A 16,436-nucleotide genomic window follows, 5' to 3' on the forward strand; every position below is an offset into this window, starting at 1 on the left:
CTTAAGATCTGATATGACCTTAAAGAACCTCTGAGTATACATGTTAATTTACAGCTGCGGGAGTAGCGGAAGGCGTACAGTGTTCTGGAGCTTCGTGTTCAATAAGTCCATGTTTCTCCCAAGCTCGGCTTTTCCAACGGAAATACATAATGACGGCTCTCACCCACTCGTCCACCGCAGTGGCAATCCACACGCCGGCTAACCCGAGATCAAGTTGGAACACCAGGAAATAACCAAGAGGTAAGCTCATGCAGACCATAGAGATCAGTCCCATATATACAGGGAATTTGGCATCGCCCGAGGCGCGTAAAGAGTTAATGATAACCAGATTGGTTGTGCGCCCGGTTTCCAGGAAGAAGCTAAGCAATATGACCTGCGCCCCCATCCTAATGATGTTCTCATTGTCTGTGAAAAGCCCGAATAGCGGTACCCGGAAGAAAATCACCACAGCATCTATTATTACGGTAACCAGCAGCGCCCACTTTACACTGGTGAATACACGCTTATAGGCTTCATCAGGGCGTCTAGCTCCCACGAGATGTCCTACAACGATGGAAGTTCCCATAGAGACAGCTACACTGAATAAATAAATATAATTGGAAATATTAAGCGCGTACTGGCGAGTAGCCATAGCTTCAGCGCCTAAATAAGTAATATAGAGTGTGAATACAAGCTGGCATGATTGATAAGTGATGGATTCAAAAGCGGACGGGATGCCAATTTTGAGAATTTGCAGCACGTATTTTTTAGAAAGATGAATGTAATAGGTTACTTTCACCCGTACCTCCATCACTCTGTAGAGCAGCAGGAAGAAAAGGATCAGGCAGATAAATCGACTCATCACTGTTGAGATAGCCGCACCCTCCACACCTAACGCCGGAAGTCCGAAATGACCATAAATGAGCAGGTAGTTGCCCACCACGTGAATAATGTTCATCAGCAAGGATACGACCATCGTCTGTTTGGTGAAACCGTGAGTACGGATAGTAGTCGCCAGAGCATTGATTAATGCTTGCAGAAAAATACCGCCCCCAACAATATTCATATAGGCTTTGGCGTAAATGAGGATATCCCCTTTTACATTCAGCGCAGTCAGTAGCGTCCCTCCGAATATCAGCAAAAACGTACTTAGAAGAATGCCGACTAACAGGTTTAGGGTAATGGCATTGCCGGTCACTTGAGCGGCTTCCAGAGGTTTTTTGGAACCGAGATATTGGGAGACCACAATAGCTGCACCGTTACCAATTACACTGAGGACTAAAATTGCTATCGCAATGATCTGATTCGCTGCGCCGACACCAGACACGGCATCGTCGGACACTGAACTGATCATAAAAGTATCCACACTACCCATGAGCATAAAGAGGAATAGCTCGAGGAAAATCGGCCAGGTCAGTTTGACCAGGTTGAATTCCTGGTGATTATTTTGCTTCATTGTGCACCTTCTTATATTATGATGTACTTCCTAAAATTTCATAAACAAACTGTAATATTAGCACAGCTTTCATGGAAATGCAGTATTTTTACAGAAAAATGACAAAACGTTTTTAATTTAGGTCGAAAAGAGCCCTTTAACCGCGCATTAGTATCCTCCAGGTAACTACATCACAATAAAGTGCCTACTTCCCTAGAGGGATGTAAGGAACTACAATTTGTACATGACTTACTAAAATATATTAATGAGGAGTGCAAATAAATATGAAATTACAATTAGCGTTGGATTTAGTGGACATTGCGGGAGCGAAAGAGGTTGTCTCAAAAGTTGCCGAATTTATAGATATCGTTGAAATTGGAACACCTATCGTTATAAATGAAGGTTTGCATGCAGTGAAAGCAATTAAAGAGGCTTTTCCTGCTTTGACTGTGTTGGCAGATTTGAAAATCATGGACGCAGGTGGATATGAAGTGATGAAGGCCGTGGAAGCGGGCGCGGATATCGTTACTGTACTTGGTGTTTCTGATGATTCTACCATTAGAGGTGCAGTGGAGGAAGCGAAGAAAACCAATAAAGAGATTCTAGTTGATCTGATCAATGTGAAGGATATCCAAACAAGAGCGGCTGAAGTAGACGCACTTGGCGTAGACTATATCTGTGTGCACTCTGGATATGACCATCAAGCGGAAGGTAAAAATTCTTTTGCAGATTTAAATGCGATTAAGAGTGTGGTTAAGCAGGCAAAAACAGCTATCGCTGGAGGGATCAAGCTAAGCACACTTCCAGAAGTGATCGCCGCGAACCCTGATCTTGTCATCGTTGGCGGAGGCATCACAGGTGAAGCGGATCAAAAGGCTGCCGCAGCAGAAATGAAACGTCTAGTTAGTCAGGCTTAAGATTACAATGGATACAATGAAATACGCGCAGCAAATTATAGAGGAGCTCCAGCGCTCCATATCTCAGCTTGATGAAGAAGAGACTGAGCGAATGGCTGAGCTGCTGCTTCAGTCCAACAAGATCTTCGTGGCTGGAGCGGGCAGATCTGGATTGATGGGACGGGCCTTTGCTATGCGGTTAATGCATGTTGGTAAAGAGGCTTATGTTGTAGGCGAAACGGTGACTCCGGGGATTGAACAGGGGGATGTGTTAGTCCTCGGTTCCGGTTCCGGTGAGACGAAAGGGTTGATCTCTATGGCTGAGAAAGCCAAAGGGGTGGGTGCAGAAGTTGTTGCCGTTACCATTGCGCCGGATTCGACGGTTGGACGTTTAGCGGGCTACACAGTGAAACTGCCGGGATCTCCAAAAGATCCGGCCAGTGGAAGCTACAGCACGATCCAGCCGATGGCTTCTTTATTCGAACAGACGATGTTGGTCTTTTATGATGCTATTATTCTGCGAATGATGGAGAAGACGGGGCAGACGAATCAGCAAATGTTCGGCAAGCATGCTAATTTAGAGTGAACGTACAGAAACGAATGCCTTCCTATAAGGAGGTTATTCGTTTTTGTGTTAGTATGATAACAGGAGAGAGGAGGCACTTTAGGAATGGCAACCGAGATTAAAGATCGCATAAACTTGAAGGAAATTAACTGTGAGAAGGAATTAACGCTTGCGGTGATCGGAGGGAAATGGAAGCTGATTATCCTCTGGCATCTTGGGCTTGAAGGGACAAAGCGGTTCAGCGAGCTGAAAAAGCTAATTCCTCATATCACGCAAAAAATGTTGACCAATCAGCTTCGCGAGCTTGAAGAGGACCAGTTGGTTCTAAGAAAAGTTTACGCTGAGGTTCCACCAAAAGTAGAGTATTCCCTGACTTCATACGGCCAAAGTCTGCTTCCCGTCCTTCGATTGATGTACGATTGGGGTAAGAATTACGGAGAAAACGTGATCTGGAAGGACACGCCGCCGGAAGAAAGATGCTAATCGAATAGTCTAAGAACATTAATAATCCCTGAGAGGTCTGGATCGGCCTCTACAGGGATTTTTGGTGTTTTAAAGGAGTGATGCGGATAATGCTTTAGGCTTTCTGTTCGAATAGCTTAGCAATCTCCACGATAACATTTACCGCTTTTACCATATTGTCCGCAGACGCATATTCGAATTTGCCATGGAAATTCTCGCCTCCGGTGAAAATATTAGGTGTCGGCAAGCCCATGTAGGAAAGCTGCGAGCCATCTGTACCTCCGCGAATCGGGCGGATGATCGGTGTGATGTTAAGGTTCTCCATCGCCTCATGGGCAATATCGACGATATGACGCACAGGCTCGATTTTTTCGCGCATATTGTAATATTGGTCCTTCATTTCAAGCACGATGTTCTCTTCGCCATGGATGCTTTTGAATTCTTCTACGACAGCTGAGAGATAAGCTTTACGTGCCTCGAATTTCTCACGGTCGAAGTCGCGGATGATATATTGCAGCTTGCTGAATTCAGGTGTGCCTTCTATAGAGCTTAGGTGATAAAAGCCATCATAACCGTCTGTATATTCGGGCGCTTCCTCAGCAGGGAGTCTGAGATGAAGTGCCATGGCGATTTTGGCGGAATGAATCATCTTTCCTTTTGCAGTACCAGGGTGAACATTAACGCCGTAGACTGAGATTTTAGCAGACGCAGCATTAAAGCTTTCATACTCTAATTCTCCGAGTGGACCTCCGTCTACAGTGTAAGCATAGGAAGCATTAAAAGCGGCTACGTCAAATTTATGAGGCCCGCGGCCGATTTCTTCGTCTGGTGTGAAGGCAACTCTAATCTTGCCGTGTTTGATTTCTGGATGTTGAATGAGGTAATGCATGGCGGTCATAATCTCAGCAATACCGGCTTTATTATCTGCGCCAAGCAGGGTCGTGCCATCAGTTGTAATTAAGGTGTGGCCTTTGTATTCCGCCAGCTCCGGAAAGCTCGCTGTGGACAATACAACATTCAGCTCTTTATTCAAAAGAATATCTTGACCATCATAGTTCTCGATAATCTGTGGCTTCACATTCGTTCCGGTAAAATCAGTCGCCGTATCCAAATGGGCTAAAAAACCAATGGTCGGAACATCCTTGTCCGTATTCGCAGGGAGTGTCGCCATAACATAGCCATGCTCGTCCACCTGGACTTCCTCCATGCCGATCTCCTTAAGCTCTTCAACCAGCTTGTGGGCCAGAACCATCTGTCCCGGAGTGGATGGGCAAGTCTCATTATCTTCATTCGATTGGGTATCCATTTGTGCATACGAAATAAACCGTTCTACAACCTCTTTCTTCACCTTGGGTCATCTCCTCTTTACTATTGTATATATATAGTATCACTTTCCATATAAGGTCTCATCCCTGAGGAAGAAGATTGAGGTAATATTTAGGTTTAATGCGGTAATATTTCTTGTTTCACTAACTTCGCTGAAAGTAAATAACGGTCCGGTGCAGATCCCACATATGAAAAGGGATAACAGGTAATCAACGTGAGGATGGCCTTATCACTTGGCTTTATAGCACCACGTTCGTCCCCGTCAACAATTGTGCTGCCTGTTACTTCATAGGTAAAAGTCCCGTCCGTACTTTCCAGCTCGATAAGATCTCCAGCCACGAGTTCTCCCAGATTACGGAACACTGTATCGCGGTGGCCTGCGAGCACACTATTGCCGGTGGCACCGATAGCTGCGCTGCCTTTATAATGTCCGGCTCCCTTTTTTAGCTCGGGGCTTTCCGTGCCTTCTAGCACTGCGATCTTTTTGTTTAATTTGGGGAAACGAATCTCTCCTATGATTTCACCTTCTGTATAGGAATGAGCGGGGGGCGGCTGTTCCTTGGCTGAACTGACCATTCCCAAGGGAAGAGGGGTTTCTTCGGCAGAACGGGAGTGGGCGACTGTTTCCTCCCTCTTTTTTGCCCAATCATTTAAAGCCTGTTTAGCTTCGATCGGTGCTTTGACCACCTGTACAACCGAGTAAATCAACACAACTAAAGAGAGTATGAAGATTAGCTTCACGGCTAGCAAGACACCATTACGCTCCTTCATACTCTCTCACCTCCAGACTTATGCTGCAAAATGTGGTTATTTCTTCGATTTCAATCTGCGCATGATAATCACGCTGAGTACCGCAATGGCTAAGCTGGCAAGAATCAAGTTATACCAAGGCTCAGCGGTATTCGGAAGCTTGTTGCCAACCTCTGGTGCCCCCAGTGGAAGCTCATCATCAGGCAAGGCGATTTCATTGCTTGGCTGCGGTGTTGCGCTGGTAGTTTGGCTGCCAGCACTTGGTGATGCTGTTGGCTCATTATCGCCTCCACCCAGTGGGATCGGTGCTTCAGTAACACTAATTTCATCTACTACTGTTGAAGCTGTAGGTGTTGGCGATGGTGTTGGTGTCGTTGATTGCCCTGGTGTGGCGACTGCCGTTGCAGTTGGTGAAGCGGTAGTTGTCGGTGAATCTGTCGGTGTCGTGGTTGGTGATGCTGTTGCTGTCGGCGAAGCTTCAGGTGTAGCTGTAGCCGTGGCAGTAGGTGTCGAAGTTGGCTCTATTGTAGGCGTAGTAGTCGCTGTCGGTGTTGGCTCAGGTGTAGGCTGAGCTGTGGCCGTTGCTGTCGGTGAAGGACTAGGTTCAGCGGATGGCTCCGGTCCTCCAGAAGCGGAGAACTCAAAGGCTACAGTTGTGGTTTTACCTTGATATTCGTTCCCTGCTTCCCACGGGAAAATTACATCCATTTGGATTACACTTTGTTCTCCCCCGGCAAGTGAACCGATGGTAACTCTTCCGGCAGCCTCGCTCATCACCCCTGAATAGATGATTACTCCCTCTTTTTCGAGTGTCATTTGGAGAATATCGTATAATTCTGCGTCTCCAGAGATGAATTTGAAGTCCACATAGTAATTAAAGCCCTCACTACCTGCATTAATAATTGTGTATTCTGAGTTCGTTTCATCACCAGGCTGCATATTGTTCATGGTGGTTGTGCTCGTCGTATGCGAATTCACCGTAAGCTTAATGGTATCTTGCGCACTAACTCCGCCAGCATGCCAGATGACTCCTGCTAGAATAGTCAGGATATAAGCAGCTATGAAAGCCGAGCGATATTTCTTCTTCACTTTACTCGCTCCTTTCTCCTGAACCCCATATTAAATTTTGTAGACATCATTTGCGGGTTTCCGGCAAATTCTTCTTTTCTAATCGTATTTTCCATCAAACATTGTCGAAATAAGTAGTATCTCACAGAACCACTTTTTTTGTGCGCATGCAGGAATCTCCGTGAAAGCGGAAGGAGAGGATAGAGATATACCGCCAATTCGTTCGTTATAGCGAATAACTAAAGTATAATCAAAATAATATCTAAACAAAAATGGGATATTAGAAGGAAATCCATCATATTTGATCAAATATCAATTATATTAATGGTTTTACACCAGTTCTCTCTATTTAACTCTTTATTTTTATGTAATTCATTGTTTTTATTGTGTTTTATTGAGAACGATTATGAATGCAAAATAAAAAGGCAAGACATACATCTGGAATAGGGCTCAAACCCCGATACCAGACCTATCGTCTTGCCTTAATTATGATGATAAATTAGATTTCCTTCATAGCGTCGGCTACAATCTCATAAGAGCGTAGACGAGCGTTAGGATCATAAATTCCACCAGAAACAATCAATTCATCGGCCTGTGTCTCTTGCAGGATTTCTTGAAGCCGTTCTTTAATTGCTGCTTTATCACCAGCGAAAGAGTAACGCTGTTTCTCAAGCATGGCTGCTTTTTCTTGCATCGTCCATAGCCCCTCCATACTATCAACCGGTGGTTGTAACTTCCCCGTACGTCCGCGGATGATATTAAGGAATTGCTGCTGCTGCGAGGTAGCCAGTCGTCTTGCCTCATTCACGGTATCGGCTGCTGTAATACCAACTCCGACCATCACATAAGGCTTGTCGAGTGCTGCTGAAGGACGGAAATTACTATGATAGATGTGTAAAGCTTGTAGTAAATATTCTGGTGCGAAATGGCTGGCGAAAGCAAAAGGTAAACCTAGCTTCCCTGCCAGCTGAGCACTAAAACCGCTGGAGCCCAGCAGCCAGATGGGGATATTCAAGCCTTCACCAGGAACAGCACGAACCCCAGCCGGTCGTGATCCTGCACCTGCAGGATCGAAGTAGGCTCTGAGCTCACTTAACTGCTCGGGGAAGTCACTGCCGTCGCTTCCGAGACCACGGCGTAGCGCACGGGAAGCAGGTTGATCGGATCCTGGGGCTCTGCCCAGTCCTAAATCAATCCGTCCTGGATATAGGGATTCGAGGGTCCCGAATTGTTCCGCAATGACAAGTGGTGCGTGGTTGGACAACATGATGCCTCCAGAGCCTACGCGTATGCTTTTTGTGCCGCCAGCAATGTGGCCAATTAAGAGTGAGGTAGCAGAACTGGCAACACCAATCATGTTGTGATGCTCAGCAAACCAATACCGGTGATAGCCCCATGCCTCAGCATGTTGAGCTAAAGCTAAAGAGTTATGAAAAGAGTCTGCCGCTGTGCCACCCTCCACAATAGAGGCTAAGTCCAGTACGGAGAATCGAATATCGCGCTGTTGCTTCAATGTAATCCCTCCTATAATAAACGCTCAGATAGTCTAGAGCAGTATTTGTAGCTGCGAATAATGCTACTCGCCTAGTATACCATGTAATAAAACTATATACACACTTTAAGTAAGTTATACGCACTTTGTAATGATTAGATAAGGAATAAGTATGTCTTTAAAATAAAATGTAAGCGCTTTAAAAAATCTGTTGTTATTTCTTAACGGGCTTGCTATAATCACATCGAAAAGTTACCTGAAAAAAAGGAAGTTATCGTTATGAAGCCAACCATAAGAGATGTTGCCAGAATGGCGGAGGTGTCGATCAGCACCGTATCGCGTGTTATGAATGCGCCGAATACGGTCGTAGAGAGCAAACGGAATCGAGTGATGGAGGCTGTAGAACGTTTGCAATATCAACCAAATGCGTTTGCACGCGGCCTGATCTACAAGAAGTCTTTTACACTGGGCCTGCTGATTCCGGATATTGAGAACCTGTATTTCGCAGGGGTTATTCGGGGAATGCAGGATGCATGCATCAAGCTCGGATACAGTTTAATGATCTGCAATACGGACCGCGACAAAGAACGGATGTTGTCTTACATCGATAACTTTCATGAGAAGCAGGTGGATGGGATCGTGTTCGCAAGTGATGTCCTTTATCCTGAGACACATGACAAATTAGTCGGTTGTAGAATTCCTTTTGTGTTGGTATCCTCGCATTCTGATGAGTACGACATTCCATCTGTGGAGGTGGATGATGAACAGGCGGCTTACGATGCGGTAAAGTTTCTGATTGATTTAGGGCATAAGGACATTGGCATGATTGGTTTTAACCATGATAACTCCGTATCTGGCCCGCCTCGTTATGAGGGTTTTGTAAGAGCATTAACAGAGTTTGGACTACAGCAGAATATTGTGAAGAGCAAATATGCCAATCACAGGTTCGAACACGCTTATCAAGCTGCGCATGAGTTGTTTACTGATTATCCCGAGCTGACCGCCGTTTTCTGTGTTGCTGACGAATTTGCAATGGGGACGATTTCTTATCTGAAGGATCGTAATATTCTAGTTCCGGGGCAGGTATCTGTGATTGGATTTGATAATTTGCGGATGTCGAGTATGTTCATTCCAAAGCTGACCACGATTGCACAGCCGATTTATGAGTTAGGGTATCGTGCGGCGGAGATGCTGCATGAATTGCTCACAACAGGTGGTGTCCAGGTATTGAATGAAAAGATGGAGCATAAGCTGATTGTGCGGGAATCCACGCGGGAAAAATAAAGGCTCTTTATTTTTGTGACCTTCTTCTGAAAAGCTTTTCAGAGCCATGTATCGGTCTTAATTAAAATTTAAATGTTAGGATAGAAAATAGTATGAATTCTTATGAAAAACATCTCATTTTCCGATTGGAAACGGTTACTAATTATGATAATATAAAAAATGTAAGCGCTATTATTAAATTACATTTGTGATGGAGTTTGATTTTAGGATATTTACCTGTCTTCTGAAAAGCTTTGCAAGGAGGTGATCTGCTACAAGCTGCTAATACATGCCAGGGTGCCCGGATGATTGAATAAGATGTTATCTCTATAACCATTAAAGGGGATGTACAAAAGATGAAGAAGATCTCAGGACGTAAAAAGTCGTTGGCTTTAGTACTGTGTTTATCCTTCACAATGACGCTGAGCGCATGCGGCGGAGGCAACAATAATGCGGCGCCTACAGATCCACCGGCGGCAACAGTCAGCCCAACAGCAGATAACACCGAGAAAGAGACAAATGCACCTAGTGCTGAACCTTCGGGTTCCCCGTTAGATTTAGCGATGAAAGGTGAATATAAAGGGACTAAAGTAACCATGTTTGGACCCTTCGTAGATGCTGACCAAGTGAAATTTGAGAGCAGCATTAAAGAATTTGAAGAGAAGACAGGGATCGATATTCAATATGAGGGCTCCAAGGAGTTCGAAGCAACAATAAATATTCGGGTGGACGGCGGAAATGCTCCTGATATCGCTGACTTCCCGCAGCCGGGATTGCTGGCATCGATTGCTAAGACGGGTAAGGTTATCGATTTGACCAGTGTGCTGGATCAAGACAAATTGACGGCTAATTACAACAAGAGCTGGCTCGATATGTCTACGATGGACGGAAAAGACGGGAAGATCATGGCGGGGATTTGGAACCGCAGTAATGTAAAGAGCTTGGTATGGTATCCAAAGAAACAATTTGATGATGCAGGTTACAAGGTTCCTGAAACTTGGGATGAGCTGATGGCACTCACTGAACAAATTGCCAAGGATGGCGATCCTGCCTGGGCTATTGGCATTGAGAGCGGTGCTGCAACGGGTTGGCCAGCAACAGACTGGGTCGAAAATATAATGCTTCGTACGACTACGCCTGAGAACTACGATAAGTGGGTAAAAGGTGAACTGCCATTTACTTCACCAGAAGTAAAAAATGCTGTTGAAATCATGTCTAAAATTTGGCTTAACAAGGATTATGTTTACGGTGGTGCTAAGTCTATCGTGACGACATCCTTCGGGGATGCCCCAGCGCCAATGTTCACTGATCCGCCTAAAGCCTGGTTTAATATGCTCGGTAACTTTATTACAAGCTTCTTCCCTGAAACGGCAAAGGTTGATCAGGATTATGATTGGTTCTACTTGCCGCCAATTGATGCACAATATGGTAAACCAGTGCTGGTTGCAGGTGATATTTACGCTATGTTCAACGATCGTCCAGAGGTTCGTGCAGTCATGGAATTCTTCACCACTGGAGAGTCGATTAAGAGCTGGGTACAATCTGGCGGCGTAATTGCTCCTATGAATGATGCTTCCCTTGATTGGTATACCTCTGAATCCGATCGCCGGATGGCGAAGTTGGTTCAAGATGCTTCCACACTGCGTTTTGATGGTTCTGATTTGATGCCAGGTAAAGTGGGTGCAGGCACCTTCTGGAAAGGGATGACCGACTATGTGAGCGGTACAGCGACACTGGATCAAGCCTTGGAACAAATCCAGTCCGGCTGGAACAACTAACCTAATATTTAAAGCGCACAGTAAAAAGAGGGGCAGTGAGAAAAGAGGATTGTCTGCCCCTCTTTTTGTTTTCTAACTAGTGAGTTCGATGCTTATGATAAGAGTTTTGCTCCGCAAAACTTATAGGAGGAGCTGGAGCTAATATGGGTGCACAATCACAGCCACAGCCACAAATGCCAACACAACCACAAGCTAGGCCAACCGTCAGCCTGAAGGCGGTAATGCTGTCCCTAGTTGTGTTATTAGCGAATATTGTTGTTAACGGCGCAATCTTTTTATTCTTCCGGGATTCCACATTAAATCCGCTGCTAACAGCGGTTCTGGCTGTCCTCTGGGGAGTTCTAGGTGTTTATCTGATTTACTATACGCTGACGTGGGCGGTTGAGCAGTACCCGGATCATATCCGGCGTAAGGTGCTGCCTTATATCTTTATTGGTCCGGCAGTGATTATTCTGGGCTGGTTACTGGTCCTGCCTGCACTGCGAACATTATATTTGAGCTTTTTTAATGCTTCTTCAGAAAAATTTGTGGGTCTGAGCAATTATGCAGCGATCTTTAGCGATCATCTGATGGCAACGGCATTGCGTAACAATTTACTTTGGGTATTCGTTGGCACGCTTGCTTGTGTAGCATTCGGGCTCTTAATTGCTATTCTTGCCGATCGCAGCAGCTATGAGAAAATCGCCAAATCGATCATCTTTATGCCGATGGCTATTTCCTTTGTAGCGGCAGGAGTCATTTGGAAATTCGTTTATTACTATCAACCGGGTGACGAACAAATCGGGCTGTTGAACGCAATCGTTACTTATTTTGGGGGAGAACCCCAAGCCTGGACGAGTATGCTTCAGCCGTGGAATAACTTTTTCCTCATTATTATTTTGATCTGGATGCAGACGGGATTTGCAATGGTGATTTTCTCGGCAGCAATCAAAGGGGTTCCTGACGACATTTTGGAAGCTGCACGAGTGGATGGAGCAAATGAGGTGAAGATTTTCTATGGAATCATGATTCCATATATTTCATCAACCATTCTGACAGTGACAACGACCATTATCGTCTTTACGTTGAAAATATTTGACGTCGTCATGGTGATGACAGGAGGTCAATACGATACAGAGGTTGTTGCTACACAGTTCTACCGGCAATTCTTTATGTACCGTAATTTCGGCTACGGCTCCACGCTGGCTATTGTTCTACTGATCGCGGTGCTGCCTGTAATCATAATCAATCTACGTCAGTTCCGTAAGCAGGGGGGATTCTAATGGCTGGCAAAAAGAAGAGAAAAGGCAGCAAAACGGTTGTAAATATCGTGTTGGGTGTGATCTGTTTTATTTGGCTGCTTCCGACTCTTGGGCTATTTATTTCCTCCTTCCGTCCGGCTGCTGACATTCTGCAGACTGGATGGTGGAAAGCTTTTCCTCATCAGGAGTGGAAGGCTGGAGAGACGATTCAGCTATCCAAGGATGTGGATCTTCGGGAGCCAATTGAGGTGAACGGTAAAACTTATACAGATGATGAGCTGAAGGCTGGCGTGAAGGCTGATGGCAGCCGGCTTATGTGGGAGAATCGTAGAGCACGTACCGTAAATGAACAGATACAAGGTTGGAAGATGACACCGGATCTCACGCTGGATAACTATAATAATGTGCTTTCCGGTAAGGAATACAAGCTGAAACAGGCTGATGGTAGTGAAACGGTGCAAAAAGGCTCCGGATTGTCACAGGCCTTCTGGAATACGCTAACGATTGCTGTTCCAGCAACAGTTATTCCGGTGCTGATCGCTTCTTTTGCTGCATATGCTTTTGCCTGGCTGCGGTTTCCTGGGCGCAGAATCCTTTTTGTGATCATTATTGCAATGCTCGTCATTCCGATACAGGTTGCGCTTATTCCAGTGCTTAAGGATTATACCGCACTTGGGCTAAACGGAAGTTATCTGGGAATTTGGCTGGCGCATACGGCTTTTGGATTACCGCTGGTTACGTACTTTATGTACAACTTTATCAGTCAATTGCCGAAGGATTTGTTCGAATCGGCTTTCATGGATGGGGCAAGTCATTTCACTATATTCAGTAGGCTAATTCTGCCTCTATCCGTGCCAGCACTGGCTTCTATCGGGATCTTCCAATTCCTATGGGTGTGGAATGACTATTTAGTCTCATTGATTTTTATCGGCAATCAACCGTCTGTGCAAGTCATGTCGATGAAAATTGCCGATTTAGTAGGCTCACGAGGCAACGATTGGCATTTACTTACTTCGGCTGCATTTATCTCCATGCTGATGCCGCTCGCTATTTTTTTCCTGCTGCAAAAGTATTTCGTCAGAGGGCTTATGGGTGGGTCGGTGAAAGGTTAATGATTTAGAACCCGAATGAAACTGTGATCAGGGGGACTTAGAGAGATGAAGATGAAACCATACGTACATCCGGCGGCGGTATATCCTTACCGGGAGTGGAGTCTTGATGAGGAAGCTTATAGTGAAGAGAACAATCAAAGAAGCGAGAGTATTTTTGCGCTTGGCAATGGATATATTGGCATGCGCGGTAATTTCGAAGAAGGTTACCACGGCAGCTCAGGCTCGTCTGTAACAGGCAATTATTTGAATGGTTTTTTTGATTCGGAGCCCATTGTATATCCAGAAGGAGCCTACGGATATCCATCCCGCAATCAAGCGATGCTGAACGTAACAGATGCCAAGATTATTGAACTGAGTATTGAAGGGCAGACCTTTCAGTTAAACAGTGGGCAAGTGCACCATTATGAACGAAAGCTGGATATGCGAAGCGGGGTTCTGCATCGACAGGTAGATTGGGAATCTCCAGCTGGTCACCGGGTACAGCTTCATATCCGGCGGATGGTGACTTTGCAGCACAAACATCTGGCGGCGATAGATTATGAGGTTAAAGCGCTGAATTTCAGCGGAGTGCTTACCTTCACTTCATCCATCGACGGCAAGATCCAAAAACCTAAGGTAACGGATGATCCCAGATTGGGCTCGGGAGGCAAGGAGCCCAGTCTGCTCCTGGAGGATACCGGTCATGAACCGGGACAGTCCTTCTTATGGATGAAGCAGCGGACGCGGCATACCCAGTTTGCCTTATTAACAGGGGTAAGTCATAAGCTCGATTCAAGATCTGAGGATAAAAGGACCGTGCAGCATGAGGGGCAGAAATTATCCATGCAGTTTGTCGTCCCGGTGGAGCGTGGGGAAAGCGTCTCACTAACCAAATATATCTCTTACCATACCTCTAAAGATTATCCAGAAGACGAACTACTTAGTAGAAGTACTGAAATATTACACTTAGCAGACCATAGCGGGTTTGAAACGCTTGCCCAGGAACAGCAGGCTTATCTGGAACGATACTGGGCACATACGGATGTGGAGATTCATGGTGATCTTGCGCTTCAGCAGGGCATTCGCTTTAATGCTTTTCAACTGCTTCAATCCGTAGGCCGTGATGGGGTTACGAATATTGGAGCCAAGGGATTAACGGGTGAAGGATACGAAGGGCACTATTTCTGGGATACCGAGATGTATATGCTGCCCTTCTTTACGTTCACACAGCCGGAGATTAGCCGAAAGCTGCTCGAATTTCGTTATGCCACGTTAGACAAAGCAAGGGAGCGTGCAGCGGTAATGTCGCAGAAGGGAGCCTTGTTCCCTTGGCGGACTATAGACGGGGCAGAGAACTCTGCGTATTTCCCGGCAGGCACGGCGCAAATGCATATTAATGCGGATATTGCGTATGCCATCAAGCAGTATGTACTGGCTACCGGAGATTATGATTTTTTGGTTACGAAGGGAGCGGAAATTTTATTCGAAACTTCCCGCTTTTGGTTGGACTTGGGGTACTTTAATCCGGCTAGGGGCGGTGTCTTTTGTATTGATGCAGTAACCGGTCCTGATGAATATACAGCTATCGTCAACAATAATGCATACACCAACTTTATGGTACAGGATCAGCTTTATTATGCACACGAGATGGCAGGGATATTGTCTAAGCAGTATCCTGAGCATTTTGAACGCCTGAAACAAAAAATCGGTCTGACTGAGCATGAGACATTAGTGTGGCTGGAAGCGGCGGACAAAATGTTTATCCCCTTTGATGAGGGACTTGGCATTTATGCTCAAGACGACACGTTTCTCTCCAAGAAAAAATGGGATTTCGAGCATACACCAGCTGACAAATATCCGCTGCTGCTCAACTACCATCCGCTGGTAATTTACCGGCATCAGGTGTTGAAACAGGCGGACTTGGTAATGGCGATGTTTCTACTGGGTGACCAATTCAGCTTGGCGGATAAGATCCGGAATTATAATTATTATGAGCCGCTGACGACGCATGATTCTTCATTGTCACCGTGTATTCACAGTATAATCTCTGCTGAGATTGGTGATTTGACGGGAGCCTATTCCTATTTTGACCGCACGGTACGGATGGACTTGGATGATATCAACCGCAACGTAAAGGATGGACTGCACACTGCTGCTATGGCAGGCTCCTGGCTGTCGATTGTGAATGGTTTTGGTGGCATGCGCTTATGCGGCGGGATGTTATCATTTAATCCTAGTGTGCCAGCGCAGTGGGAGAGTTATCGGTTTAAAATAACATGCGCTGGACAGCTATTGGATATTTTTGTGAGTGATACAGAAGTGATCTATACGCTGCTGGAGGGCGAAGAGCTTGAGATTATGCATAAGGGAAACCTTATACAGTTGTCTGCACAGAAGCCGCTGAGGCTTTCGAATGTGAAGCAGCTTGAAGCTGTTATTTTCGAGCTGGACGGGATAATTACTGACACTGGAGAGTATCATTATGAGGCTTGGAAGGATCTGGCGGATGAACTTGCGCTTTCTTTTGATCGAGAGAAGCATAAGAGTCTTAAGGGCCTAAGTCGAATGGAATCTTTAGAAGTCATTCTGGAGAGTAGTGGACTGAATTTGCCGCAACCGGTAAAGGGAATGCTCTGCAACAAAAAGAACGAGAAGTATAGACAGCTGGTTCAGCAAATGACGCCTGCTGAGCTGTATCCGGGTATCCACAGCGTGTTGTCCGATTTGCAGCAAAGAGGGATTGCTATCGGACTGGCTTCAGTGAATGAGAATGCGCTGCTGATTCTCGAACGCTTGCAGATCGGGCATTGGTTTCAGGCGGTGGCTGACCCTGGCAACTTGCGTAGAAGCAAGCCAGATCCAGAGATTCACTTGCAGGTTGCGGAGATGCTGGGCATATCCCCAGACTGCTGTGTGGCGATTGAGGATACCGAGGAAGGAATAGCCGCAATTAATGCTGCTGGTATGAGGTCAGTGGGAGCTGGAGTGGCGCTCGTAACCGGGACCGCGGATCTATGTCTGGCTTCCACCGCAGAGATAAGTGTTGAGAAATTGTTAGAGCTGTTTGCGTAGTTACCCTGATAAGCAGCA

Annotated in this window: 13 protein-coding genes; 8 read left to right on the plus strand and 5 right to left on the minus strand. The window is 45.7% G+C overall.

What is annotated here, in order from left to right:
• Positions 1-43: 43 nt before the first annotated feature.
• The gene (locus MKY63_RS11725) at positions 44-1,435 is read right to left on the minus strand and encodes an MATE family efflux transporter (RefSeq protein ID WP_038573751.1); all 1,392 of its coding nucleotides are present in this window, start codon (positions 1,433-1,435) and stop codon (positions 44-46) included.
• Between the two features lie 263 nt (positions 1,436-1,698).
• Between MKY63_RS11725 and hxlA the strand changes: the two genes are divergently transcribed.
• From hxlA to MKY63_RS11740, 3 genes are all read left to right on the plus strand, one after another.
• Positions 1,699-2,331, plus strand: a complete 633-nt coding sequence (gene hxlA, locus MKY63_RS11730) for a 3-hexulose-6-phosphate synthase (protein WP_036682127.1) — start codon at positions 1,699-1,701, stop codon at positions 2,329-2,331.
• A 7-nt stretch (positions 2,332-2,338) separates the two neighbouring features.
• On the plus strand, positions 2,339-2,896 hold the full coding sequence (gene hxlB / locus MKY63_RS11735) for a 6-phospho-3-hexuloisomerase (protein ID WP_036682124.1): 558 nt from the start codon (positions 2,339-2,341) through the stop codon (positions 2,894-2,896).
• Between the two features lie 84 nt (positions 2,897-2,980).
• Positions 2,981-3,358 (plus strand): helix-turn-helix domain-containing protein, encoded by a 378-nt coding sequence (locus MKY63_RS11740; RefSeq protein ID WP_036682121.1) that lies wholly within the window; start codon positions 2,981-2,983, stop codon positions 3,356-3,358.
• 94 nt (positions 3,359-3,452) lie between these two features.
• On the opposite strand, the gene pepT is transcribed toward MKY63_RS11740, so the two are convergent.
• From pepT to MKY63_RS11760, 4 genes are all read right to left on the minus strand, one after another.
• Positions 3,453-4,685, minus strand: a complete 1,233-nt coding sequence (gene pepT, locus MKY63_RS11745; RefSeq protein WP_076099720.1) for a peptidase T — start codon at positions 4,683-4,685, stop codon at positions 3,453-3,455.
• Between the two features lie 95 nt (positions 4,686-4,780).
• Positions 4,781-5,434, minus strand: coding sequence for a sortase (locus MKY63_RS11750; protein ID WP_051491225.1), 654 nt, complete (start codon positions 5,432-5,434; stop codon positions 4,781-4,783).
• Between the two features lie 36 nt (positions 5,435-5,470).
• The gene (locus tag MKY63_RS11755) at positions 5,471-6,502 is read right to left on the minus strand and encodes a hypothetical protein (RefSeq protein ID WP_038573745.1); all 1,032 of its coding nucleotides are present in this window, start codon (positions 6,500-6,502) and stop codon (positions 5,471-5,473) included.
• A 478-nt stretch (positions 6,503-6,980) separates the two neighbouring features.
• Positions 6,981-7,994 (minus strand): LLM class flavin-dependent oxidoreductase, encoded by a 1,014-nt coding sequence (locus tag MKY63_RS11760; RefSeq protein ID WP_081383185.1) that lies wholly within the window; start codon positions 7,992-7,994, stop codon positions 6,981-6,983.
• Positions 7,995-8,252: 258 nt separating this feature from the next.
• On the opposite strand from MKY63_RS11760, the gene MKY63_RS11765 reads away from it, so the two are divergent.
• The 5 genes from MKY63_RS11765 (at position 8,253) to pgmB (ending at position 16,418) form a co-directional block, all read left to right on the plus strand.
• Complete coding sequence (locus tag MKY63_RS11765; protein ID WP_036682112.1) at positions 8,253-9,257, plus strand: LacI family DNA-binding transcriptional regulator; 1,005 nt, start codon at positions 8,253-8,255, stop codon at positions 9,255-9,257.
• A gap of 335 nt (positions 9,258-9,592) precedes the next feature.
• A complete protein-coding gene (locus MKY63_RS11770) occupies positions 9,593-11,014 on the plus strand; it encodes an ABC transporter substrate-binding protein (protein WP_339812936.1) in 1,422 nt (473 codons plus the stop codon).
• A 173-nt stretch (positions 11,015-11,187) separates the two neighbouring features.
• Positions 11,188-12,276, plus strand: coding sequence for a sugar ABC transporter permease (locus MKY63_RS11775; RefSeq protein ID WP_339813505.1), 1,089 nt, complete (start codon positions 11,188-11,190; stop codon positions 12,274-12,276).
• Complete coding sequence (locus MKY63_RS11780) at positions 12,276-13,367, plus strand: carbohydrate ABC transporter permease (RefSeq protein WP_076124061.1); 1,092 nt, start codon at positions 12,276-12,278, stop codon at positions 13,365-13,367. Before MKY63_RS11775 ends, MKY63_RS11780 begins: the two co-directional genes overlap by 1 nt.
• A gap of 45 nt (positions 13,368-13,412) precedes the next feature.
• Positions 13,413-16,418: a beta-phosphoglucomutase gene (gene pgmB, locus MKY63_RS11785; protein WP_339812940.1), complete on the plus strand. Its 3,006-nt coding sequence runs from the start codon at positions 13,413-13,415 to the stop codon at positions 16,416-16,418.
• Positions 16,419-16,436 lie beyond the last annotated feature (18 nt).

Origin of the sequence: Paenibacillus sp. FSL R7-0189 (assembly GCF_037969925.1) — a bacterium.
In the GTDB taxonomy this organism is placed as follows: Bacteria; Bacillota; Bacilli; order Paenibacillales; family Paenibacillaceae; genus Paenibacillus_AQ; species Paenibacillus_AQ odorifer.